The following is a 20,732-nucleotide window of genomic DNA, read 5'->3' on the forward strand; positions in this document are numbered from 1 at the left end:
AACGGAAACTGAAACCCGCGCCGTCCGATGGGAAGAGACGGATGGGGCGAAGCTGGAGGAGGAGAGCATGCGGAAATACGGTTTACTGGCGGGTGTCGCCCTTGTGCTCGGCATGGCCGGCGGGGCGCTGGCGGAAGAGTTCAATCTCGACGCCCTCATCGAGGCGGCAAAGAAGGAGCCGCCGCTGTCGGTCTATGACAGCACCGGCAAGATCGTCGACATGGTCGAGGCGTTCAACGCCAAATACGGGTTGAAGGCGGAGGGCGCCAAATCCAAGGCGACCGCGCAGCTCGAGACGATCATCCGCGAATCCCAGTCGGGCAACATCCAGACGGACGTGTCCTTCATCTCCGACCCCTCGGCGGTGGTCGGCCAGCTGATGCCCGCCGGCTTCGTGGAAAACTGGGTGCCGCCGGATCTCGCCAAGGACATCTCGCCCGAGGCCCACAACCCGCTGCTCGTCGTGTCGAGCCCCAACTTCCTCGCCTACAACACCAAGCTCTACGACAAGTGCCCGATCACCAACATTTGGCAGCTCACCGAGGCGGAGTGGAAGGGCAAGGTCGCGATGCAGGACCCGCTCGGCAAGCCGTCCTACACCGACTGGTTCAACCAGATGCGCAGCCGCATCGACGACAAGATCGCCGCCGCCTACGAGAAGCAGTACGGCAAGAAGCTGGAAAGCGACCTCGGCAGCGCGACGCAAGCCTTCGTGGCGGCGCTGGCGGCCAACGGCCCGCTGCTGACGGATTCGGATTCCGCCGCCGCCGAGGCCGTCGCCGCGCCCGGCCAGAGCGAGCCCTTCATCGGCCTCGTCTCCTCCGCCAAGTTCCGCGACAATGCGGGCAAGGGCTTCACGCTCGGCCTTTGCGCCGGGGTGGATCCGATCATCGGTTTCGCCAACCCGACGGTCGGCGTCATCGTCAAGGGCTCGGACAGCCCGAATACGGCGAAGCTCTTCGTCCACTACGCCATGACGGCCGAGGGCATCGCACCGCAGACCGACGATGGCAAGATGTCGAGCAATCGCAGCGTGGGCCTGCCCGCCGACGAGCCGTCGGGCATCGGCAAACATCTTGAAACGCTGCTGATCTACGACCCCGCGACGGGCCTCGAAGACTGGGACAGCCGGCAGGACTGGCAGGATTTCTGGCGCGTCCACTACAAGCGCTGAGCGAAAGATGGGCGGGCCGGGCCGCGGCCCGCCTGCCGCCTTTGCGGCGGGACTGACGAACCGAAAACGACGAACAGGGCAGGAAAGACAGGGCGCATGAGCATTGACGACGGGGCGATCGATCGCCGGGAGGCCTTCCTGCACGACCTGGTCCACGAGGCGGCGGATCTCGCCCGCGCGGGCTTTGCCCGGCAGACGGGGCAGGCGATCAGCATGAAGGGCCCGCAGGATTACCTGACGGAAACCGACGGGCAGGTGGAGGATCATCTGCGCGCCCGGATTTCCGACGCCTTCCCCGAGGACGGCTTCCTCGGCGAGGAGGGCGGCGGCGAGCCGGGCCGCCAGGCCTGGGTGGTCGATCCCATCGACGGCACGGCCAATTTCGCCCGCGCGATCCCGCATTTCTGCGTCGCCATCGCCTTCATCGCGGACGGCGAGGTGCAGCTCGGCGCCATCGTCAACCCCGTGCTGGACGAGGTCTATTTCGCCCGCCTCGGTCGCGGGGCTACCCTCAACGGCAAGCCGATCCACGTTTCCGCCACGACCGACATCACCGCAACCTCCTTCGAGATGGGCTGGTCGAACCGCCGGCCGCTCTCCCGCTATATCGGCGCGCTCAACGCGCTCTATGAGGCGGGCAGCAATGTCCGGCGCGGCGCCTGCGGAGCGCTGGGGCTCGCCTATGTTGCGGACGGGCGCAGCGATGGCTATGCGGAGCTGCACATGAATTCCTGGGATTGCCTTGCCGGTCTACTTCTCGTGCGCGAGGCCGGCGGGGTGACGGGGCCGTTCCTGTCGATCGGCGGGCTGACCGCCGGCGCTGCCGTGCTGGCCGCCGCGCCGGGCGTCGCCGCCACCCTGTCGGAGGCGACAGGCATTCCCCTTCTCGCCGGGCCGGACCTTCTGGCCGCAGCGGAAGAAGAGCATCGGAGAACCGCATGACCGAAAAGAAAACCCGCCATTACGATCGCCCGTCGATCAGCCGCGTCTACGAAAACCTGCCGGGCTTCGGCGTCGATCTCTTCGTCGGCGGCCGCGAGGGAGCATCGGACGTACCGCTGCTGCGCGAGAACGGCATTTCCACCGTGCTCAACTGCGCGGTCAATCTCGACTTCAACTATGTCGCGGCGCCCGACGAGGTCTCGCATGACAGCCGCGTCGGCTACGGCCCGGCACCCATCCGCTACTACAAGCTCGGCATTGTCGACGGTCCCGGCAATCCCGAAACGATGTTCCTCGCCGGTTACTACCAGCTGCTCGGCGCGCTGCAGCAGATACTTCCAGAAAAGCCGAGCTACCCGATGCGCGAGCGCGGCAACGTGCTGGTCAACTGCCGGGCCGGGCGTTCCCGCTCGGTGATCCTCGCCGCGCTGCTGCTGCACCTGCAGATCCCCGGCGAATTCCCGACACTCGCCTCCGCCGTCGACCATGTGCGGGTGAAGCGCGCGCTGCACCCCGACGAATGGCACGAGACGCCGAAGCCCATGCTGGTCGCCGCCGCCGAAAGCGCCGCCGGCTGGGTGCGCCTCGTCGAGGCCGACCGTGCCCGCGCTGCCGCCCCCGCAAGGGCCACCGCATGATCCGCATCGCCGTCATTGCCGATCCGCATGTGCATGATTGTGCCTGGATGCCGGACGGTTCGGGCCTGCCCGGCGCCATCCGCAGCTTCGCCGAGACCGCCGCCTCGACCCGCGTCTTCAACGAGAGCATCCCCGCCTTCCGCGCGGCGCTGGACCGCGTCGCCGCGTCAGGCGCGAAGATCGTGCTCCTCGTCGGCGACCTCACCGACGACGGCCAGCGGCCGAATATCCGCGCCGCGCTTGCCCTTGTTGCGGAGTATCGGGAGCGCCATGGCATCCGCGTGCTGATGACCCCCGGCAACCACGATTTCTATGCCCTTGCCGGCCGGCCGCAGGACAAGAGCTTCCTCATGACCGACGGCACGCCGCTGCTCCTGCGCAGCGCCGATTGCCCGGAGGCGGCAACGCTCGGCACGGCGGAGGCGCTTGCTATGCTTTCCGGCCTCGGCTTCACGCCGGAAGCCGGCGATCTCCACTGGGAAAGCCCCTTCGGCACCGACCCTGCCTGGTCGGCCCGCAGTTACGAAGCGGTGAGCCCGGACGGCGGCACGCGCTGCCGGATGATCGATTCCTCCTATCTCGTCGAGCCGGTGGAAGGCCTCTGGGTGCTCGCCATCGACGCCAATGTCTGCGTGCCGCGCGACGGGGCGGACGATCTTGCCGATCCTGCCCAGTTCCACGATCCGACCGACGGCGGCTGGCGGGCGGTGCTCGCGCATCGCGCCCATCTCTTTGCCTGGATGGCGGACGTGGCGGCACGGGCGAAGGACAAGGGCAAGCGGCTCGTCGCCTTCTCGCATTATCCGGCGCTCGATCCGCTCGGCGGCGTGTCGAGCGAGGAGGTCGCGCTGTTCGGCGCCACCGGCCTTGCCCGCCGCGCGCCGACGGCCGCGGTGGCCGATGCGTTTGCCGCCACCGGCGTTCCCCTGCATTTTTCCGGCCATCTTCATGTCAACGACACGGCGCGGCACGAGACGGGCGCGGGGCGCTTCGTCAATATCGCGGTTCCCTCGCCGGTCGGCTACGGGCCGGGCCTGAAGATCGTCGATCTCCATACCGATCGCAGCGAGATCCGCACGCTCTCGCTGCGGCAGGTGCCCGGCCATGACGCAGCCTTTGCGGCCTATCGCGCCGAGGCGGCGCGGGAAGGAGCGGAGGAGCCTGCCGCCAGTTCGGCGGCCGATCATGGCGCCTTCCTCAGCCGCCATCTGGTCAATCTCGTGCACGGGCGCTATCTCGCACGCGAATGGCCGCGCGAGATGGTGGAGTTCGCGCGCACGGCGACGGTCGCCGATCTTCTTGAAGCGCTTGGGTTCGACCGCGCCGGCGCGCCGACCTTCGGCCTCGGCGCACTCGTCGAGGACTGGTATCGGCTGCGCAAGGCGGGTGAACTCAGCCATGCGGACATCGCGACCGACCGGCTGGCTTTCTATCGGGACCTCTGCGCAAGGGCGCCGCATATCGAGGGCGACGGCCTGCCGGCCCGCTTCGCCACGCTGCTGCGCATGATGCGCGCCTATCTCGAACGCCCGCCGAACCGGGATTTCTCCCTCAGCCTGCCCGACCTTGCCGTAAGGGCACTTTAGAGTTTGTCAGGGAAAAGTGGGAACCGGTTTTCCCGAAGAGACAAACGAACACAAAGAAACCTAGAACCTGTCAGGTTCTAGGGCCGTACGCTCTTGCGCCAGGCGACCTGCGTCGGCAGGCGCTTGGGCGGGGCGGGCTCGGCCTCGTCCTTCTCGATGATGGCGACGATATGGTCGGCGATCGCGCCGATCGGCTGGCGGAAGGTGGTGAGGTTGTAGCCGATCCAGCCCGCCTGCGGGATATCGTCGAAGCCGACGACGCAGAGCGCCTCGGGGATGTCGAGGCGGAATTCCAGCCGGGCCACATCCATGAAGCCGAGCGCCAGCAGGTCGGTGACGCAGAACACGCCGTCCGGTCGGCTGGAGGCCCCGAGCAGCTGGCGGGCGCCCTCCGCGCCGGTCGCGTAGCTGGTCGGCCCGGCACGGCTGACCTGGGCTTCAAGCCCGAGCTCGGCGGCAGCGGCGACGAAGGACTGTTCGCGCGTCACGATGCTCGGCGTGCCGGCCGTCGAGCTGACCACGGCAAGGCGCCGGCAGCCGGCGCGGTGCAGCATGAGGCAGGCTTCGCGCGCCGCGCTCTCGTTGTCCACCAGCACGATCTCCGGCCCCTCGATCGGATCGTCGCGGTTGATGAGGATCACGCGCTGGCCGTTCTCGATGCAGGTCTCGATCAGCGAGACGGGCGGGGCACCTGACACCACCACCGTGGCGTCCGCCCGGTAGTTCAGCGTCTGGCGCAGGGCCGCCTCGACATTGTCCGGCTGGCCGGCGGTATTCAGCACCATCACCACCTTGCCGATCGCCTGCAGCTTGCGCGTGGTGACCTCCACCACATTGGAGTGGAAAGGCGCCTGAAGTTCCGCCACGATCATGCAGACGATGCCGGACCGGTGATGGATCAGCCCGCGCGCCAGATGGTTGACGTGGTATCCGAGTTTTTCCGCCGCCGCGAGCACCTTGGCACGCGTTGCCGGCGAAACGCTGGCCCCGTCGGTGAAGGTGCGCGAGACGGCCGAGCGCGAGACGCCCGCGAGCTCGGCCACGCGAATGGCGCTGACCGAGGCCTTTTTCGGCCTGGATCTGGGTGTCGACACGTCTTCCTGCCTCCGGTGGCGTCTACGCCTACTTGCGCATATTCTTCGCCCTGTGCAAAGCGGCGCCGGAGCAGATTTCTCCAGAAAAACCGGAAATCATGCGGAGCATTCCCGCACTTTCATGCCAGGCCCCTCACGGGTTTTCGCACGGCTGTGCAAAGAGCGCTCACGCCGACGTCATGCGCGTCGACACGATGGTCCGCCGCTTCCCGCAGTCGGAAGGCTCGGCCAGCGGAAAGACGGAAGGCAAGCCGCATCAAATCCTGTATGAAGGCAAAATAATTGCACTCAACGGGGAATTCCATGGATATCGACCGGGCGCGCACCTTCCTCGAGATCGTCCATACCGGCAGCTTCCTGAAGGCTTCCGAGCGGCTGCACATCACCCAGACGACGGTGAGTGCGCGCATCCGCACGCTGGAGGAGGCGCTGGGGCGCAAGCTTTTCGTGCGCACGCGCAACGGAGCCGCATTGACCGCTGCCGGCCGCGAATTCGAGCGTTTCGCGCAATCCTTCGTCCAGGTCTGGGAGCGGGCACGCCAGCAGCTCACCGTGCCACCGGGTCGAACCTCGGTCGTGGCGGTGGGCGGCGAGATGAGCCTGTGGAACCCGCTGATGCTCGACTGGCTGGTCTGGATGAAGGGCAATTGCCCTGCCATCGCCATTCATGCCGCCGTCGGCATGCCCGACCAGCTGCTCGAGCAGCTGCGCACCGGCGTGCTCGATGTCGCCGTGCTCTACGCGCCGAAGCTGATGCCGGGCTTCAAGGTCGAGCTGATGGAAGAGGAACGGCTCGTGCTGGTGCGCAGGGTTGCCAGCTCGGGAGAGAGCGGTCCGCCGGACTATGTGCATGTCGACTGGGGGCCGCAATTTGCCGGGCAGGGCGGTTTCGGGCCGGCGGGGTTTGCCGAACCGGCGCTGAAGGTGGATTTCGGTCCGCTCGCCCTCCACTATATTCTGCGCACGGGCGGCATGGGCTATTTCCGCAAGGGAACCGTCGCGCCCCATCTGGCAGCGGGCGACCTTGAGCGGGTGGAAGATGCCCCCGAATTCCCCTATCCGGCCTATGCCGTCTATCCGGAAACGGCCGAGGCCCGGCACGATGTGCAGGAGGCCCTGCGCGGCCTGCGGCAGGTCTCTTCCTGACGTTACGGGAGACGGCGCTGCAACGCGATTTTCCGCCGCTCGCAACAGGCATGCGGTAACGGAATGTCACCCGGACAAGATTTTGTTGTTGCCGGCGGCAAGAGGAGAATTTCCTGCCTATGTTAACCGGCGAATCGCCGCCAATATCGGCAGCAAACGCTGACCGCAGGAGACAAAGATGCTGATCGCGAATCCCACCCGGCGCTCGTTCTTGCAGGCCGGGGCCGTCCTTCTCGCCTCGACGGCGCTGCCGGCCATCGCACGTGCCGAAAGTGCGCCTGCCGGCGGCCGGCTGGTGGTGGCGGCCGATTCCGAACCGAAGAACCTCAATCCCGCGATCGTCGCCTCCAACGGCGTCTTCTTCGTCGCCAGCAAGGTCGTCGAGCCGCTGGCGGAAGCCGCCTTTGCGGGCGAGGACGGGCTGTCGCCACGCCTTGCGACGGGCTGGGAGGGGTCGGAAGACGGCCTTTCGGTCACCTTCCGCCTGCGCGAGGGTGTGACTTGGCACGACGGCAAACCCTTCACATCAGCCGATGTCGCCTTTTCGGCCCTGGAGGTCTGGAAACCGCTGCAGAATCTTGGCCGCATCGTCTTCGCCCATCTTAAGGCCGTCGAAACGCCGGACGCCGCCACTGCCGTCTTCCGCTTTTCCAAGCCCACACCGCTGCAGCTCATCCGCAATGCCCTGCCGGTCGTCAGCAGCGTCATCCCGAAACATCTCTACGAGGGCACGGATATCGCGACAAATCCGGCGAACACCCGGCTCGTCGGCACCGGCCCCTTCCGCTTCGCCGAATACAAGCCGGGCGAATATTACCGCCTGACGCGGAACGAGGCCTATTGGGACAAGGACCAGCCGAAGCTCGACGAGATCATCTTCCGCGTGCTGCCGGACCGCGCCGGAGCCGGTGCGGCGCTGGAGGCGGAGGAAATCCAGCTTGCCGCCTTCTCCGCCGTTCCGCTCGCCGATCTCGACCGCATCTCCAAGGTGCCGGGCCTTGCGGTCATCACCAAGGGCTACGAGGCGCTGACCTACCAGCTCGTCGTGGAGATCAACCACCGCCGCAAGGAACTCGCCGACCTCAGGGTGCGCCAGGCGATCGCTCACGCCATCGACAAGAAATTCGTCGTCGACACGATCTTCCTCGGCTATGCCGAAGCCTCGACCGGCCCGGTGCCGAAGAACGCGCCCCAATTTTACGACGCCGACGTGCCAGCCTATGCCTTCGACATCGCGAAGGCCAATGCCCTGCTCGACGCAGCCGGCTACGCGAAGGGCGAAACCGGCACGCGCTTCACGCTGAAGCTGCGCCCGGCGCCCTATTTCAACGAGACGCGTCAGTTCGGCGACTATCTTCGCCAGGCACTCGCCGAAATCGGCATCGATGCGGAGCTGGTGAACGCGGATTCGGCCGCCCACCAGAAAGCCGTTTATACCGACCACGATTTCGACCTTGCCGTCGCCCCGCCGGTCTTCCGCGGCGATCCGGCGATCTCCACGACCATTCTCGTGCAGTCGGGCATTCCGGCCGGCGTCGGCTTCTCCAACCAGGGCGGTTATGCCAACACCGAGCTCGACGCCGTCATCGCAAAGGCGGCGGAGACGATCGACACGACAGCCCGCACCGACCTCTACCGCCAGTTCCAGAAGCTGGTCGCCGCCGACCTGCCGCTGATCAACGTCGCCGAATGGGGCTTCATCACGGTGGCGCGCGACAGCGTGCTCAACGTCGCCAGCAATCCGCGCTGGGCGGTGTCGAACTGGGCCGATACCGCGCTCAAGGCGTGACGGGCGTTGCCGTGAACAGCTTTCACCTTCTCGGGGTAAATGGCGATCGCATAGGATACCAGCACCCCCCTCTGCCCTGCCGGGCATCTCCCCCACAAGGGCAGAGATCAGCAAGAAGCAAGAGCCTCGCTCAAACCGCAGCGTGGAAGATGGGCGAGACGGCGCTCCATTCGGTCTCCCTCCCTATGGGGGAGATGCCCGGCAGGGCAGAGGGGGGTGGTTCCCGCACCACGCCCCCCATCCGGCGCACCCCATGACCCGTGCCCTCCGCCTCACCGCACGCCGCGCTCTCAGCAGCATTCCGGTGCTGATGATCGTCATCGTCATGACCTTTCTGCTGCTGGAGACCGCGGCGGGGGATGCGGTCGATGCCTACCTGCTTTCCATCGGCGGCGGGGACGCGGCGATCGCGCAGTCGCTGCGGCAGGCCTATGGGCTCGACCAGTCCATGCCGGCCCGGCTGTGGCTCTATCTCTCCTCGCTCGCCCGGTTCGATCTCGGCTGGTCCGTCGCCTTCGACCGGCCGGTTCTCGGGCTGATCGTCGAGCGTCTGCCGAACACGCTGCTTTTGATGGGAAGCGCCACCGCACTCGCCTTCGCCTTCGGCTCGACGCTCGGCATTCTCGCCGGCGCGCGGCCGGGCAACCTGCGCGACCGGTTGCTTTCCACCGTCTCGCTGGTCGTCTATGCCATACCGGGCTTCTGGCTCGGCCTGGTGCTCGCCATCGTCTTTGCCGTGCAGCTACGCTGGCTGCCGACCTCGGGCATCGAGACGATCGCCTCCGGCCGCACGGGCCTTTCCCGCGCCGCCGACATCGCGGCCCATCTCGTCCTGCCCGTCGGCACGCTGGCGCTCCTCTACACCGCCCTGTTCCTGCGCGTCATGCGCGCCGGCATGGCCGGCATCTGGCGGCTGGATTTCGTGCTCTTCGCCCGGGCCAAGGGGCTTTCGCGCCCTCGCATCGTCCTGCGCCATGTGGCGCGCAATGCGCTCCTGCCGCTCGTCACCATGCTTGGCCTGCAGGCCGCCGCCATGCTCGGCGGCAGCGTCGTCATCGAGAGCATCTTCGCCATTCCCGGTTTCGGGCGCCTGGCGCAGGAGGCCGTAAGTGGGCGCGACGCGGCGCTGCTCTGCGGCATCATCGTCACGAGCGCCGTTCTGGTCATCCTCGTCAATCTCCTCGTCGACATCGTCTATGCCGCGCTCGATCCACGTGTCGGCGCCGCGGAGCACGGCGCATGATCCTCGTCCGCACCGTCCTGCGCCAGCCTGAAGCCGCGACCGGCCTTGTGCTCCTCGCCGTGCTTGCGCTTCTCGCGCTGCTGGCGCCCGTTCTCTTCCCCGGCGATCCGCTGAAGATCGCCGGCCGGGCGCTGACCGTGCCCTTCACCGATCCCGCCTTTCCGCTCGGCACCGACCGGCTCGGCCGCGACGTGCTGGCCGGCATCGTGCACGGCGCGCGCACCTCGCTCTTCGTCGGCCTTGCGGCGGCGCTCGCGGCGCTGGCAATCGGCCTTTCGGTGGGGCTTGCAGCGGGCTTTGCCGGGGGGATTGCAGACGAGGCGCTGATGCGCGTGGTCGATGCCTTCCAGATCGTGCCGAGCTTCCTTCTGGCGCTCGCCTTCGTCAGCGTTGTCGGGCCTTCGGTGCCGGTCGTGGTGCTGGCCATCGCGCTCGGCGCCTGGGCGGATCCTGCGCGGCTCACCCGTGCCGAGGTGCTGTCCGCGCGCGAGCGGGACTATGTCGCCGCCGCGCGTGTTGCCGGCATGCACCCGGTGGAGATCGCCCTGCGCGAGATCCTGCCCATTGTGCTGCCGCCGGTGCTGGCGCTCTCGGCCATCATCGTCGCCGCCGCCATCCTGACGGAGGCGGCGCTCTCCTTCCTCGGCCTCGGCGATCCGAATGTCGTCACCTGGGGCTCGATGATCGCCGAGGGGCGCAACGTCCTGCGCTCCGCGCCCTTCCTGTCGATCTTTCCCGGCCTCGCTTTGGTCGCGACGGTGATCGGCGTCTACCTGTTCAGCGAGGGGCTGACCAATGCGCTTGCGGGGGAGGGGAGAGCAAACGTCAATGAAGGAAAGAAGCGTCGAAGCCGCGGCAAATCCTCCTCTTTGCCCGGCAGGGCAGAGAGGGATGACAGCGCTGGCGACAATCCTCCTGCCGAACAGGGAGAGGAGGGCGTGCTCTGCCGGGTGAAAAACCTCTCCGTCACCTATCGCGGCCAGGAGACGCCGGCGCTGAGGGATCTCGACCTTCCGATCCGCGTCGGCGAGCGGCTGGCGATCATCGGCGAGAGCGGCTCGGGCAAGAGCACCTTTGCGCGGGCACTGGCCGGGCTCCTGCCCGACGGGGCCGAGATGGAGGGCAGGGTGCACTGGACGGGAAGCGCCGCGCCGCGTGCCGGCCGCGATCTCGGTTACGTGCTGCAGGACCCCTCCGCCAGCCTCAACCCGGTGCTGACGATCGGCGAACAGGTGGCCGAAGGCGCCCGCCGGCATCTCGGCCTTTCCTGGCCCGAGGCGTGCGCCCGCGCGCTCGACATGCTGGAGCGGGTGCATCTTCCCGAGCCGAAAAAGCTGCTCGACGCCTATCCGCACCAGCTCTCGGGCGGCCAGCGCCAGCGCGTGGCGATCGCCGCCGCACTCGCCGCCCGCCCGGGGCTGCTCATTGCCGACGAGCCGACCAGCGCGCTCGACATGGTGGTGCAGGCGGAGATCGTCGCGCTGCTCGACGAACTGGTGCGCGCGGCGGGGATGACACTCGTTTTCATCACCCACGACATCGCGCTGGCCGCCGGCTTTGCCGATCGGGTGGCGATCTTCAAGGACGGGGCGCTCGTCGAAACCGGTCCCGCGGCCGCCGTGCTTGCCGCCCCGCACGCGACCTATACGAAGCAGCTGGTCGCCAGCCACCGCGATCTCGCCTCCACGCCGCTGGTCGGGGAGATCGGCGCATGAGCCTCCTCGTCGCGGACAATCTCAGCAAGCGCTTTTCCTACGGCGGCCGAACCGTGGCGGCGCTGAACGATGTCTCGCTCAGCCTTGCCGCAGGGGAAACCCTCGGCCTTGCCGGCGCCTCCGGCAGCGGCAAGTCCACGCTGGCGCGCATCCTCACCCGGCTCTTGCCGGCCGATGGCGGCAGCGTGCGCTTTGCCGGCGAGGACTGGCTCGGCCTGTCGGGCGCGGACCTGCGCCACCGCCGCGCCCGCATGCAGATGGTGTTCCAGGACGTCGCCGGTGCCTTCAATCCGCGCGCCACCGTGGCCACCGCGCTCGACGATCCCCTGCGCATCCACGCCGTGGTGCCGAAGGCCGAGCGGCCGCGCGAGATCGCCGCCCTGCTCGAACGGGTCGGCGTGCCCGCCGCCTATGCCGGCCGCGCGGTCCGCGACCTCTCCGGCGGCCAGCGCCAGCGCGTCGCCATCGCCCGCGCCATCGCCACACGCCCGGCGTTGATCGTGCTTGACGAGGCGGTCTCGGCGCTCGACGTCTCGGTGCGCGAACGCATCCTGATGCTGCTCGCCACGTTGCAGGAAGAACGCGGCATCGCCTATCTCTTCGTCTCGCACGACCTGGCCGTGCTGCGCGCGCTCTCCCACCGCATCGCCGTGATGGAGGCCGGACGCATCGTCGAATGCGGGCCGGCGGGCCGCGTCATCGCCGACCCGCAATCGCCCGCCGCCCGCGCCCTCATCCGCGCCGTGCCGCGCCTCCTCCCCCCGGAAAGCAAGGAAAGCCCCGATGGCCGCTGACCGCTGGAACGCCCTCAACGATGTGCCCGATTTCCCGGCCGGCCGCCTCGGACCGCTCGCCGACCGGATCGCCCGCATCCTGAAGACCCGCAACGACATCCTGCTCTTCCAGACGGAGGCCGTCGTGGCGCTGGAGGCGGTGGCGAGCAGCATCGCGCGGCCGGGGCTGACGGCGCTCAACATCGTCACCAGCCCCTTCGGCGCCTGGTTCGGTGACTGGCTGCGGCGCGGCGGGGCGGAAGTCGTCACTCTTTCGGCCGAAGCCGCCCGACCCATCGACGTCGAGAGCGTGAAGGCGGCCTTCCACACCCATCCCGAAGTGAAGGCCGTCATCCTCTGCCATGCCGAATCGGCGAACGGCGTACTCAACCCGCTGACGGAGATCGCCGCCGCTGCCCGCGCACGCGGCATCGTGACGATCGTCGACGCCGTCGCCTCGGTGGGCGGGCATGCGCTCGATGTCGACGCGCTTGGCATCGATATTGCCGTGATCGGCCCGCAGAAATCGCTGGCCGGGCCGGTCGGGGTCTGCGCACTGTCAGTGAGCCGGGCTGCCTGGGCGCTGATTTCCGCGGAGGGCGGAGTACGGAACTCGACGCTCTCCCTGCTCGATCGCCGGGACTGGCTCGACAGCGGGCGCGGTGCCCTGCCCGGTACGGCGGCACCGCTGGAGTTCTTCGCCCTCGAGGCCGCGCTCGACCGCTTCGAGGCCGAAGGAGCCGACGCCGTGCTCGCCCGCCATGCCCGGGCGGCAGCCGCGACGCGTGACGGCCTCCTGGCACTCGGCGCCCATCCCTGGGCGGACCCGGGCCGGGCGTCCCATCTCGTCACCACCGCGGCGCTGCCAGAGACTGTTGATCCCGACCTGTTCCTTGCCGCCGCCGCGCCGCTCGACATGGAGCTTTCCGCCGGCATCGGCCCGGGCGCCGGACGGCTGGTACGGCTCAACCATACCGGCCGCCGCGCGCGCTTCGATATCGTGCTCGGCAATGTGCTCGCCTATGGCATCGCCCTTCAGAAATGCGGCGCCCCGGCGGATCTTGCGGCCGCCGCCGCGGCGGTCGCCGCCCATTACGGCGCGGACTGAAGCCGGTCGAGGAAATCGAGTACCGTGCGATTGAAGAGGTCCGGCCGCTGCAACGGGGCGAAATGGCTGACGCCGGGCAGCACCCTAAGCGTGGCACCGGGAATGGTGTGGGCCAGATAGGCGGCGTGTTCCTGCCGGATGAATTCGTCCCCTTCGCCGATGACGATGGCGACCGGCACCCGGATGGCGGCGAGCTGCGCGGCGCTGTAGTCCGGCTCGCTCTGCATCATGCGCGAGACATCGGCCACGAAGCCGTCGAAATCATCGGGCGTCGCCGACAGGGCCGCATAGTCGAGACGGTGGCGATTAAAGCAACGGTCCAGCACCGGCGTCGGTTCCAGATCGCGCGCGCCGCCCGGGTCCATGTTGCAGGCGAAGAAGAACACGCCCTCGACCCGTTCGGGATGCCGGTCGGCAAGGATGAGCGCTGTTACGGCGCCGTCGCTCCAGCCGACGAGGCCCGCCGTTTGAAGACCGAGATGATCCATGACCGCAAGCACGTCCTCTGCCATGCGGACATAGCCGAACGGCCCGGCATCGCGCGTGCTGCGGCCATGCCCGTGACTGTCGATGACGAGCACCGTGCGGCCCGCCGCCATCAGCGCCGGTACCTGATGGCCCCAGTTGCCGGCATGGCCGAGCCCGCCATGCAGCAGCGCGACGGCCGGGCCGGCCCCATGCATGCTGAACCAGATTCGCGCGCCGTCGCGCGCGACAAAACCCTGCCGGCCACCTGCCGGAAGCGGCGGCGCGCCCTCCGCCTCGAAAATTTTCAGATCGTCGTCGTTCACCTGCATGGGCTTCTCCCTGGCTTTTCTGGAAGACGGCCGAGCCTGGCGCCTCCCGACAAGCCTGCGCAAAAATCGGGCAGACGGTGCCGTCGCAAGAAGCAACGCAGCATTTGCATAGCTGCATTGCACAATAAATGTTTCCCATTTGGTCAAAAAAGCCGCATAGTGCCCTCAGTTGATGCACACAGCGGTTTTCCTCCCAGTGCCGCTGCATCAGCTGTTCCCCTCTGGAGGTTTTATGACCTTCACACTTCATGGGCCGCGGTTTCCGCTGGCCCATTTTTTTTGCCCGCAGCGCAGCTTGATTTTCCCGGCCATTCGGAGGCATCTGCCGAAGACCCTGACGCTGACACGGTGGGATATGAAACCGGGCGCACTGAACGTACTGGTCATCGACGAGAACCGCATTCGCGCCGCCATCATCGAGGAGGGGCTGCGCGATGCCGGCTATGCCGTCACCGTCGTCGAGGAGATGCAGGGCCTCGCCCGCCGCATCGCCGACCTCAACCCCGACGTCATCGTCATCGACCTGGAAAACCCCAATCGCGACATGCTGGAGAGCATTTTCCAGCTCACCCGCGCGGTCAAACGTCCCATCGCCATGTTCGTCGACAAGTCCGACGAGGCCTCCATCGAGGCGGCGGTGGAGGCGGGCGTCTCGGCCTATATCGTCGACGGGCTGAAGCAGGAGCGCGTGCGGCCGATCCTCAAGATGGCGATCAGCCGCTTCAACGCCTTCTCCCGCCTCAACCGCGAACTGGAGGAGACGCGCAGCGAACTGGAGAACCGCAAGGTGATCGATCGCGCCAAGGGGCTCCTGATGCGCTCGCGCGGGCTTTCCGAGGAGGCGGCCTATGCGCTGCTGCGCCGCACGGCGATGAACCAGAACCGCAAGATCGCCGAGATCGCGCAAAGCCTCGTCACGGCGGCGAGCCTGCTCGATCCGGGAGCGCCCGATCCTGGAGCAAAGGAATGACGATGCGCCACGCCATCACCGCCGGCTTCGTGCCGCTGCTCGACAGTGCGCTGCTCGTCGCCGCCCGGGAAAAGGGTTTTGCCGAAGCGCAGTCGATCGACCTGACGCTGGTGCGCGAGCGCTCCTGGGCGAGCATCCGCGACCGCCTCGCCGTGCGCCAGTTCGACGTCGCCCATATTCTCGGCCCCATGCCGATCGCCTGCAATCTCGGCCTCTCCGCCCCGGCGCCGAAAATGATCGTGCCCATGGCGCTCGGCCTCGGCGGCAATGCCGTCACCGTTTCCGCCGTACTCTGGCAGGCGATGGCCGGGGCCGGCGCGACGGACGATCTCGACGCGCGCCGGAACGGCGCGGCGCTCCGGAAAGTCATCGACGGGCGCGGTGGCGAGCCGCTGCGCTTCGGCGTCGTGCATCCCTATTCCGGGCACAATTACGAACTGCGCTACTGGCTGGCCGCGAGCGGTGTCGATCCGGATCGCGACATCGAAATCCTCGTCCTGCCGCCGCCGGATATGGGCGATGCTCTCGCCGAGGGCCTGATCGACGGCTATTGCGCCGGCGAGCCGTGGAACACCTTTGGCGTTTTGAAACGCGGTGCGCATCTTGCAACGGTCAAGGCGGCGATCTGGAAATCCAGCCCGGAAAAGGTGCTCGGCGTCAACGCGCGCTGGGGCGAGGCGAACCCGGAGGCGCTGGCCGCGCTGCTCGTCGCGCTGCACCACGCCTCGATCTGGTGCGGTGATGCGCGCAACCACACGGAACTCGCCCGGCTGCTGGCGCTGCCCGCCTATGTCGGGCGCGCGGCGGACCTGCTGCTGCCGGCCCTCTCCGGCAACCTGCCGGTCGGCGGCGGCGTGGTGCGCCCGGTCGGCGATTTCTTCGTGCCGCATGCCAAGGCCGCGACCTTCCCGTGGAAGAGCCATGCCCTGTGGTTCTACACCCAGATGGTCCGCTGGCGGCAGGTGGCGCATACGGAAGCAAACCGTGAGATCGCCGCGGAGACCTATCGCCCGGATGTCTACCGCGCCGCGCTGAAGGCGCTCGGCATCGCCATGCCCTCCGCAAGCGCCAAGGTCGAGGGCGCGCTTACCACGGAGACGCCCGTCGGCTCCTCCGGCGCGCTGACGCTCGGCCCGGACGGCTTCTTCGACGGCGGCCGTTTCGATCCCGATGCGGTCGACGACTATATCGCAGCGCAATCGCGCTAAAGTCCGTCAGCTTCATACTGAACCTGACGGACTTTAGCGTTCTTTGTTTTCGTTTGTGTTTTCGGGAAAACCGGGTTCCACTTTTCCCTGACAAACTCTCGCGCCTATTTTATGCGCACTGCACAAAATTTAACGCCGCTCGTGCCGACGACACATGCGCGCCGTCAACCTGCTGCTTCGGAGATGGTTGTAAATCAAAGGCTTGCCGAACTGGCACGCCGATTGCTTTTCTCTCCGTAGGCCTTCGGGTCACGATATCGGCGTCCAACGACGGGCGCCACCAGCAAAGCCGCTGATCGGGTTTTTTGCGCACACGGCCTCCCTCCGTGCCGCGTGGGAAAGACCTGACCAGCGGCTTTTTGTTTTTCAACCCCCCAAGATGGAGCGGCACGACCTTGTCGGGCCCCGGAGAAGCCATGTCCAAGCCCCAGCAGCCCCTGTCCCCACGCGAACCCGCCATCGCCCTGTGGATGTCCACCTTCGCCTTCACCATCTGTTTCGCCGTCTGGACGATCTTTGCGATCATCGGCATCCGCATCAAGGAAGACCTCGGCCTCAGCGAAGCGCAATTCGGCCTGCTCGTCGGCACGCCCATCCTCACCGGCTCGCTGGTGCGCATCCTGCTCGGCGTCTGGACGCCGCGCTTCGGCGGCCGCCTCGTCTATACGCTGACCATGCTGGCGGCGGCGTTTTCCACGCTGCTGCTCTCGCACGCCACCACCTTCCCGCAGATGCTGCTCGCCGGCCTCGGCGTCGGCCTTGCCGGCGGCTCGTTTGCGGTCGGCGTCGCCTATGTCTCGCCGTTCTTCCCGGCGGAAAAGCAGGGCACGGTGCTCGGCATCTTCGGCGCCGGCAATGTCGGTGCGGCGCTGACGAAGTTCGTCGCGCCCTTCGTGCTCGTCGCCGCCGGCTGGCAGATGGCGGCGGAAATCTGGGCGGCGGCGCTGATCCTCACCGCCTGCCTGTTCTGGTTCACCACCAGCGACGATCCGGCCTTCCGCAGCCGCCGCGCCGGCACGGCGCCGAAGCGCAGCCTCATGCAGGAATTCGCACCCCTGAAGAAGGCGCAGGTCTGGCGCTTCTCGCTCTACTATTTCTTCGCCTTCGGCGGCTTCGTGGCGCTGGCGCTCTGGCTGCCGCGCTACCTCGTCGGCGTCTACGGCTTCGATATCGCCACCGCCGGCATGGTCGCCGCCGCCTATTCCATCCCCGGCAGCATTTTTCGCGCGCTCGGCGGCATGCTGTCCGATCGCAAGGGCGCCCGCGCCGTCATGTACTGGATGTTCGGCGTTTCCGCGGTCGCGACGCTTATCCTCGCGCTGCCGTCCGGCGTCACGCCCGCCGTCTTCATCGTCACCGTCTTCGTGCTCGGCTTCGTCATGAGCCTCGGCAAGGCTGCGGTCTACAAGCACATCCCGGCCTATTACCCCGACAATGTCGGCGCGGTCGGCGGGGTGGTCGGCATGGTCGGCGGGCTCGGCGGCTTCGTGCTGCCCATCGCCTTCGGCCTGCTGAAGGACGCGACCGGCCTGTGGTCGAGCTGTTTCCTGCTGCTCTTCGCCGTCGTCGCCGTCTCGCTTGTCTGGATGCACCTCTCCATCCGCCAGATGGAGCGCCCCTCCGTCTCCCCCGTTGCCGCGTAAGGAAATCCCATGACCGAGAAACTCGTCATCGTCGGCAACGGCATGGCCCCCGGGCGCATGCTGGAGCACCTCCTCGAAAAGGCCCCCGGCCGCTATGAGGTCACCATCTTCAACGCCGAGCCGCGGGTGAACTACGATCGCATCATGCTCTCGCCGGTGCTTTCGGGCGAGAAGGACTACGAAGAGATCATCATCCACGGCGACGGCTGGTACATCAAACACGGCATCACGCTCTACAAGGGCCATCGCATCGTCGCCATCGACCGCGCCGCAAAAACCGTCACCTCCGATCACGGCGTCACCGAACGCTACGACAAGCTCGTCATCGCCACCGGCTCCGTGCCCTTCATCCTGCCGGTGCCGGGTCACGACATGCGCGGCGTCATCACCTATCGCGACCTCGACGATGTGCAGGCCATGCTGCTCGCCGCCCAGTCGCGCGAAAAGGCCGTGGTCATCGGCGGCGGCCTGCTCGGCCTCGAAGCCGCCGCGGGCCTTGCCGGCCGCGGCATGGATGTGACGGTGCTCCACGTCATGCCCACGCTGATGGACCGCCAGCTCGACCCCGCCGCCGGCTATCTCCTGCAAAGGGAGCTGGAAGGGCGCGGCATCAAGATTGTCTGTAAGGCGAACACCAGGGCCATCGTCGGCAACGGCAAGGTCGAGGGCATCGAACTGGACGACGGCCGCATCATTCCCGCAACGCTCGTCGTCATGGCCGTCGGCATCCGCCCCAGCGTCGGCCTCGCCAAGGAGGCCGGCCTTGCCGTCAACCGCGGCATCGTCGTCGATCACGGCATGCAGACCTCCGACGGCAGCATTTTCGCGCTCGGCGAATGCGCGGAGGTGGGCGGCATGGTCTATGGCCTCGTCGCCCCGCTCTACGAGATGGCCCGTGTCGCCGCCGCGCATCTGGCCGGCGAGCACGCGGCCGCCTTCGTACATTCCGATACGCCGACCAAATTGAAGGTGACAGGCATCGAGCTTTTCTCGCTCGGCGATTTCGCCGACGGCGACGACCGGGAGGAAATCGTGCTGCGCGACGCCTCGGCCGGCGTCTACAAGCGGCTGGTGCTGAAGGACAACCGCATCATCGGCACGGTGCTCTATGGCGAGACCGCCGACGGCGCCTGGTTCAACGACCTCAAGAAGAAGCAGACCGACATTTCCGAGATGCGCGAGACGCTGATCTTCGGCCAGGCTTACCAGGGGGGCGCTCCGCTGGACCCTATGGCGGCCGTTGCAGCCTTGCCGGATGATGCGGAAATCTGCGGCTGCAACGGCGTCTGCAAGGGCAAAATCGTCTCGACCATCACCGAAAAGGGCCTGACCGCGCTCGACGAGGTGCGCGCCCACACCAAGGCGTCGGCCTCCTGCGGCTCCTGCACCGGCCTCGTCGAGCAGTTGATGACGCTGACGCTCGGCGACAGCTACAACCCCGCCGCCGTTCAGCCGATGTGCGGCTGCACCGATCTCGGCCATGACGACGTGCGCCGCCTGATCAAGGCGAAGGGCCTGAAAACCATTCCCGCCGTGCTGCAGGAACTGGAATGGAAGACCTCCTGCGGCTGCGCCAAATGCCGCCCGGCGCTCAACTATTACCTCGTCTGCGATTTTCCGGACGAATATGCCGACGACTACCAGTCGCGCTTCATCAACGAGCGCGTGCACGCCAACATCCAGAAGGACGGCACCTATTCGGTCGTGCCGCGCATGTGGGGCGGCGTCACCAATGCCGGCGAACTGCGCGCCATCGCCGATGTCGTCGACAAGTTCGAAATCCCCCTGGTGAAGGTGACGGGCGGCCAGCGCATCGACCTGCTCGGCATCGAGAAGGAGGACCTGCCCGCCGTCTGGGCCGATCTCGGCAAGGCCGGCTTCATCTCCGGCCAGGCCTATGCCAAGGGCCTGCGCACCGTCAAAACCTGCGTCGGTTCCGACTGGTGCCGCTTCGGCACGCAGGATTCCACCGGGCTCGGCATCCGCATCGAAAAGTTCATGTGGGGCTCCTGGACGCCGGCCAAGCTGAAGCTCGCCGTGTCCGGCTGTCCGCGCAACTGCGCCGAGGCGACCTGCAAGGATATCGGCGTCATCTGCGTCGACAGCGGCTTCGAGATCCATTTCGCCGGCGCGGCGGGCCTCGACATCAAGGGCACGGAGGTTCTGGGCCTCGTGAAGACCGAGGACGAGGCGCTGGAGCATATCGTGGCGCTGACGCAGATGTACCGCGAGCAGGCGCGTTACCTGGAACGCATCTACAAATGGGCCAAGCGCATCGGCCTCGACGAGATCCGCCGCCAGATCCTCGGCGATGCCGACAAGCGCAAGGCTTTTTACGACCGCTTCGTCTTCTCCCAGAAGTTCGCGCAGGTCGATCCGTGGTCGGAGCGGGTTTCTGGCAAGGACAAACACGAATTCAGACCGATGGCGACCATCGGCTACGGCGAGGCCGCGGAATGAGGAATATGGACATGCGCTGGTTTCCCATCGGCAACATCGCCGACATCCCCCTGCGCGGCGCGCGCTGCGTGAAGACGCCCGAGGGCAAGATCGCTGTGTTCCGCACGGCGGAAAACGAGGTTTTCGCCATCGACGACCATTGCCCGCACAAGGGCGGCCCGCTCTCGCAGGGCATCGTGCATGCGAAAGCCGTCACCTGCCCGCTGCACAACTGGGTGATCTCGCTGGAGACCGGCAAGGCGCTCGGCGCGGACGAGGGGGCCGTCAGGACCATTCCGCTGCGCAACGAGGGTGGGGCGCTGTTCATCGCACTCGAACGGCTGATGGCGGCGGCGGAGTAGGCGATGACAGGAGCCAGTCTCGCCCCTCATCCGGCTGCCGCCACCTTCTCCCCGTCGAGACGGGGAGAAGGCTGCTGGAGCACCGGCATTGCCACACCCTTCTTC

At 67.3% G+C, this 20,732-nt stretch carries 17 protein-coding genes and 1 pseudogene; 16 read left to right on the forward strand and 2 right to left on the reverse strand.

Annotated features, from left to right (window positions below; all coding sequences use genetic code 11):
* The first annotated feature begins 67 nt into the window (after positions 1 to 67).
* The 4 genes from P9A16_RS19335 (at position 68) to P9A16_RS19350 (ending at position 4,340) form a co-directional block, all read left to right on the forward strand.
* Positions 68 to 1,174, forward strand: a complete 1,107-nt coding sequence (locus tag P9A16_RS19335; protein ID WP_023517333.1) for an ABC transporter substrate-binding protein — start codon at positions 68 to 70, stop codon at positions 1,172 to 1,174.
* A 96-nt stretch (positions 1,175 to 1,270) separates the two neighbouring features.
* Positions 1,271 to 2,116, forward strand: coding sequence for an inositol monophosphatase family protein (locus tag P9A16_RS19340; protein WP_024270525.1), 846 nt, complete (start codon positions 1,271 to 1,273; stop codon positions 2,114 to 2,116).
* Positions 2,113 to 2,754, forward strand: coding sequence for a dual specificity protein phosphatase family protein (locus tag P9A16_RS19345; protein ID WP_023517319.1), 642 nt, complete (start codon positions 2,113 to 2,115; stop codon positions 2,752 to 2,754). The genes P9A16_RS19340 and P9A16_RS19345 overlap by 4 nt, the downstream gene beginning before the upstream one ends.
* Positions 2,751 to 4,340: a metallophosphoesterase family protein gene (locus P9A16_RS19350; protein ID WP_024270526.1), complete on the forward strand. Its 1,590-nt coding sequence runs from the start codon at positions 2,751 to 2,753 to the stop codon at positions 4,338 to 4,340. Before P9A16_RS19345 ends, P9A16_RS19350 begins: the two co-directional genes overlap by 4 nt.
* Before the next feature lie 77 nt (positions 4,341 to 4,417).
* On the opposite strand, the gene P9A16_RS19355 is transcribed toward P9A16_RS19350, so the two are convergent.
* Complete coding sequence (locus tag P9A16_RS19355; RefSeq protein ID WP_023517343.1) at positions 4,418 to 5,434, reverse strand: LacI family DNA-binding transcriptional regulator; 1,017 nt, start codon at positions 5,432 to 5,434, stop codon at positions 4,418 to 4,420.
* 303 nt (positions 5,435 to 5,737) lie between these two features.
* On the opposite strand from P9A16_RS19355, the gene P9A16_RS19360 reads away from it, so the two are divergent.
* The 7 genes and pseudogenes from P9A16_RS19360 (at position 5,738) to P9A16_RS19390 (ending at position 13,208) form a co-directional block, all read left to right on the forward strand.
* A complete protein-coding gene (locus tag P9A16_RS19360) occupies positions 5,738 to 6,580 on the forward strand; it encodes a LysR family transcriptional regulator (protein WP_023517342.1) in 843 nt (280 codons plus the stop codon).
* Between the two features lie 178 nt (positions 6,581 to 6,758).
* On the forward strand, positions 6,759 to 8,369 hold the full coding sequence (locus P9A16_RS19365) for an ABC transporter substrate-binding protein (RefSeq protein ID WP_023517341.1): 1,611 nt from the start codon (positions 6,759 to 6,761) through the stop codon (positions 8,367 to 8,369).
* A 253-nt stretch (positions 8,370 to 8,622) separates the two neighbouring features.
* Positions 8,623 to 9,612, forward strand: coding sequence for an ABC transporter permease (locus tag P9A16_RS19370; protein WP_024270527.1), 990 nt, complete (start codon positions 8,623 to 8,625; stop codon positions 9,610 to 9,612).
* Positions 9,609 to 10,427 (forward strand): annotated as a pseudogene (locus tag P9A16_RS19375) (ABC transporter permease); the annotation flags it as partial. The gene P9A16_RS19370 and the pseudogene P9A16_RS19375, both read left to right, overlap by 4 nt.
* A gap of 135 nt (positions 10,428 to 10,562) precedes the next feature.
* Positions 10,563 to 11,327, forward strand: coding sequence for an ATP-binding cassette domain-containing protein (locus P9A16_RS19380; RefSeq protein ID WP_245290378.1), 765 nt, complete (start codon positions 10,563 to 10,565; stop codon positions 11,325 to 11,327).
* Positions 11,324 to 12,121 carry an ABC transporter ATP-binding protein gene (locus tag P9A16_RS19385; RefSeq protein ID WP_278025907.1) on the forward strand — a complete coding sequence of 266 codons (798 nt, stop codon included), beginning with the start codon at positions 11,324 to 11,326 and terminating at the stop codon, positions 12,119 to 12,121. Before P9A16_RS19380 ends, P9A16_RS19385 begins: the two co-directional genes overlap by 4 nt.
* On the forward strand, positions 12,111 to 13,208 hold the full coding sequence (locus P9A16_RS19390; protein WP_023517203.1) for an aminotransferase class V-fold PLP-dependent enzyme: 1,098 nt from the start codon (positions 12,111 to 12,113) through the stop codon (positions 13,206 to 13,208). Before P9A16_RS19385 ends, P9A16_RS19390 begins: the two co-directional genes overlap by 11 nt.
* Here P9A16_RS19390 and P9A16_RS19395 read toward each other — a convergent pair.
* A complete protein-coding gene (locus P9A16_RS19395) occupies positions 13,193 to 14,005 on the reverse strand; it encodes an alpha/beta fold hydrolase (RefSeq protein WP_023517204.1) in 813 nt (270 codons plus the stop codon). The genes P9A16_RS19390 and P9A16_RS19395 overlap by 16 nt on opposite strands.
* A 355-nt stretch (positions 14,006 to 14,360) precedes the next feature.
* Here P9A16_RS19395 and P9A16_RS19400 point away from each other — a divergent pair, with 355 nt between their 5' ends.
* The 5 genes from P9A16_RS19400 to nirD all read left to right on the forward strand — a co-directional run bounded on the left by P9A16_RS19400 (position 14,361) and on the right by nirD (position 20,627).
* Positions 14,361 to 14,975 (forward strand): ANTAR domain-containing response regulator, encoded by a 615-nt coding sequence (locus tag P9A16_RS19400; protein ID WP_037408701.1) that lies wholly within the window; start codon positions 14,361 to 14,363, stop codon positions 14,973 to 14,975.
* Complete coding sequence (locus P9A16_RS19405; RefSeq protein WP_024271229.1) at positions 14,972 to 16,183, forward strand: ABC transporter substrate-binding protein; 1,212 nt, start codon at positions 14,972 to 14,974, stop codon at positions 16,181 to 16,183. Before P9A16_RS19400 ends, P9A16_RS19405 begins: the two co-directional genes overlap by 4 nt.
* 416 nt (positions 16,184 to 16,599) lie before the next feature.
* Positions 16,600 to 17,826, forward strand: coding sequence for an MFS transporter (locus tag P9A16_RS19410; RefSeq protein WP_023517254.1), 1,227 nt, complete (start codon positions 16,600 to 16,602; stop codon positions 17,824 to 17,826).
* A gap of 9 nt (positions 17,827 to 17,835) precedes the next feature.
* Positions 17,836 to 20,286 (forward strand): nitrite reductase large subunit NirB, encoded by a 2,451-nt coding sequence (gene nirB, locus P9A16_RS19415; RefSeq protein WP_023517255.1) that lies wholly within the window; start codon positions 17,836 to 17,838, stop codon positions 20,284 to 20,286.
* A gap of 5 nt (positions 20,287 to 20,291) precedes the next feature.
* Positions 20,292 to 20,627, forward strand: coding sequence for a nitrite reductase small subunit NirD (gene nirD, locus P9A16_RS19420; RefSeq protein WP_245290435.1), 336 nt, complete (start codon positions 20,292 to 20,294; stop codon positions 20,625 to 20,627).
* The last annotated feature ends 105 nt before the right edge of the window (positions 20,628 to 20,732 follow it).

Origin of the sequence: Shinella sp. 838 (assembly GCF_029623935.1) — a bacterium.
Taxonomy (GTDB): Bacteria; Pseudomonadota; Alphaproteobacteria; order Rhizobiales; family Rhizobiaceae; genus Shinella.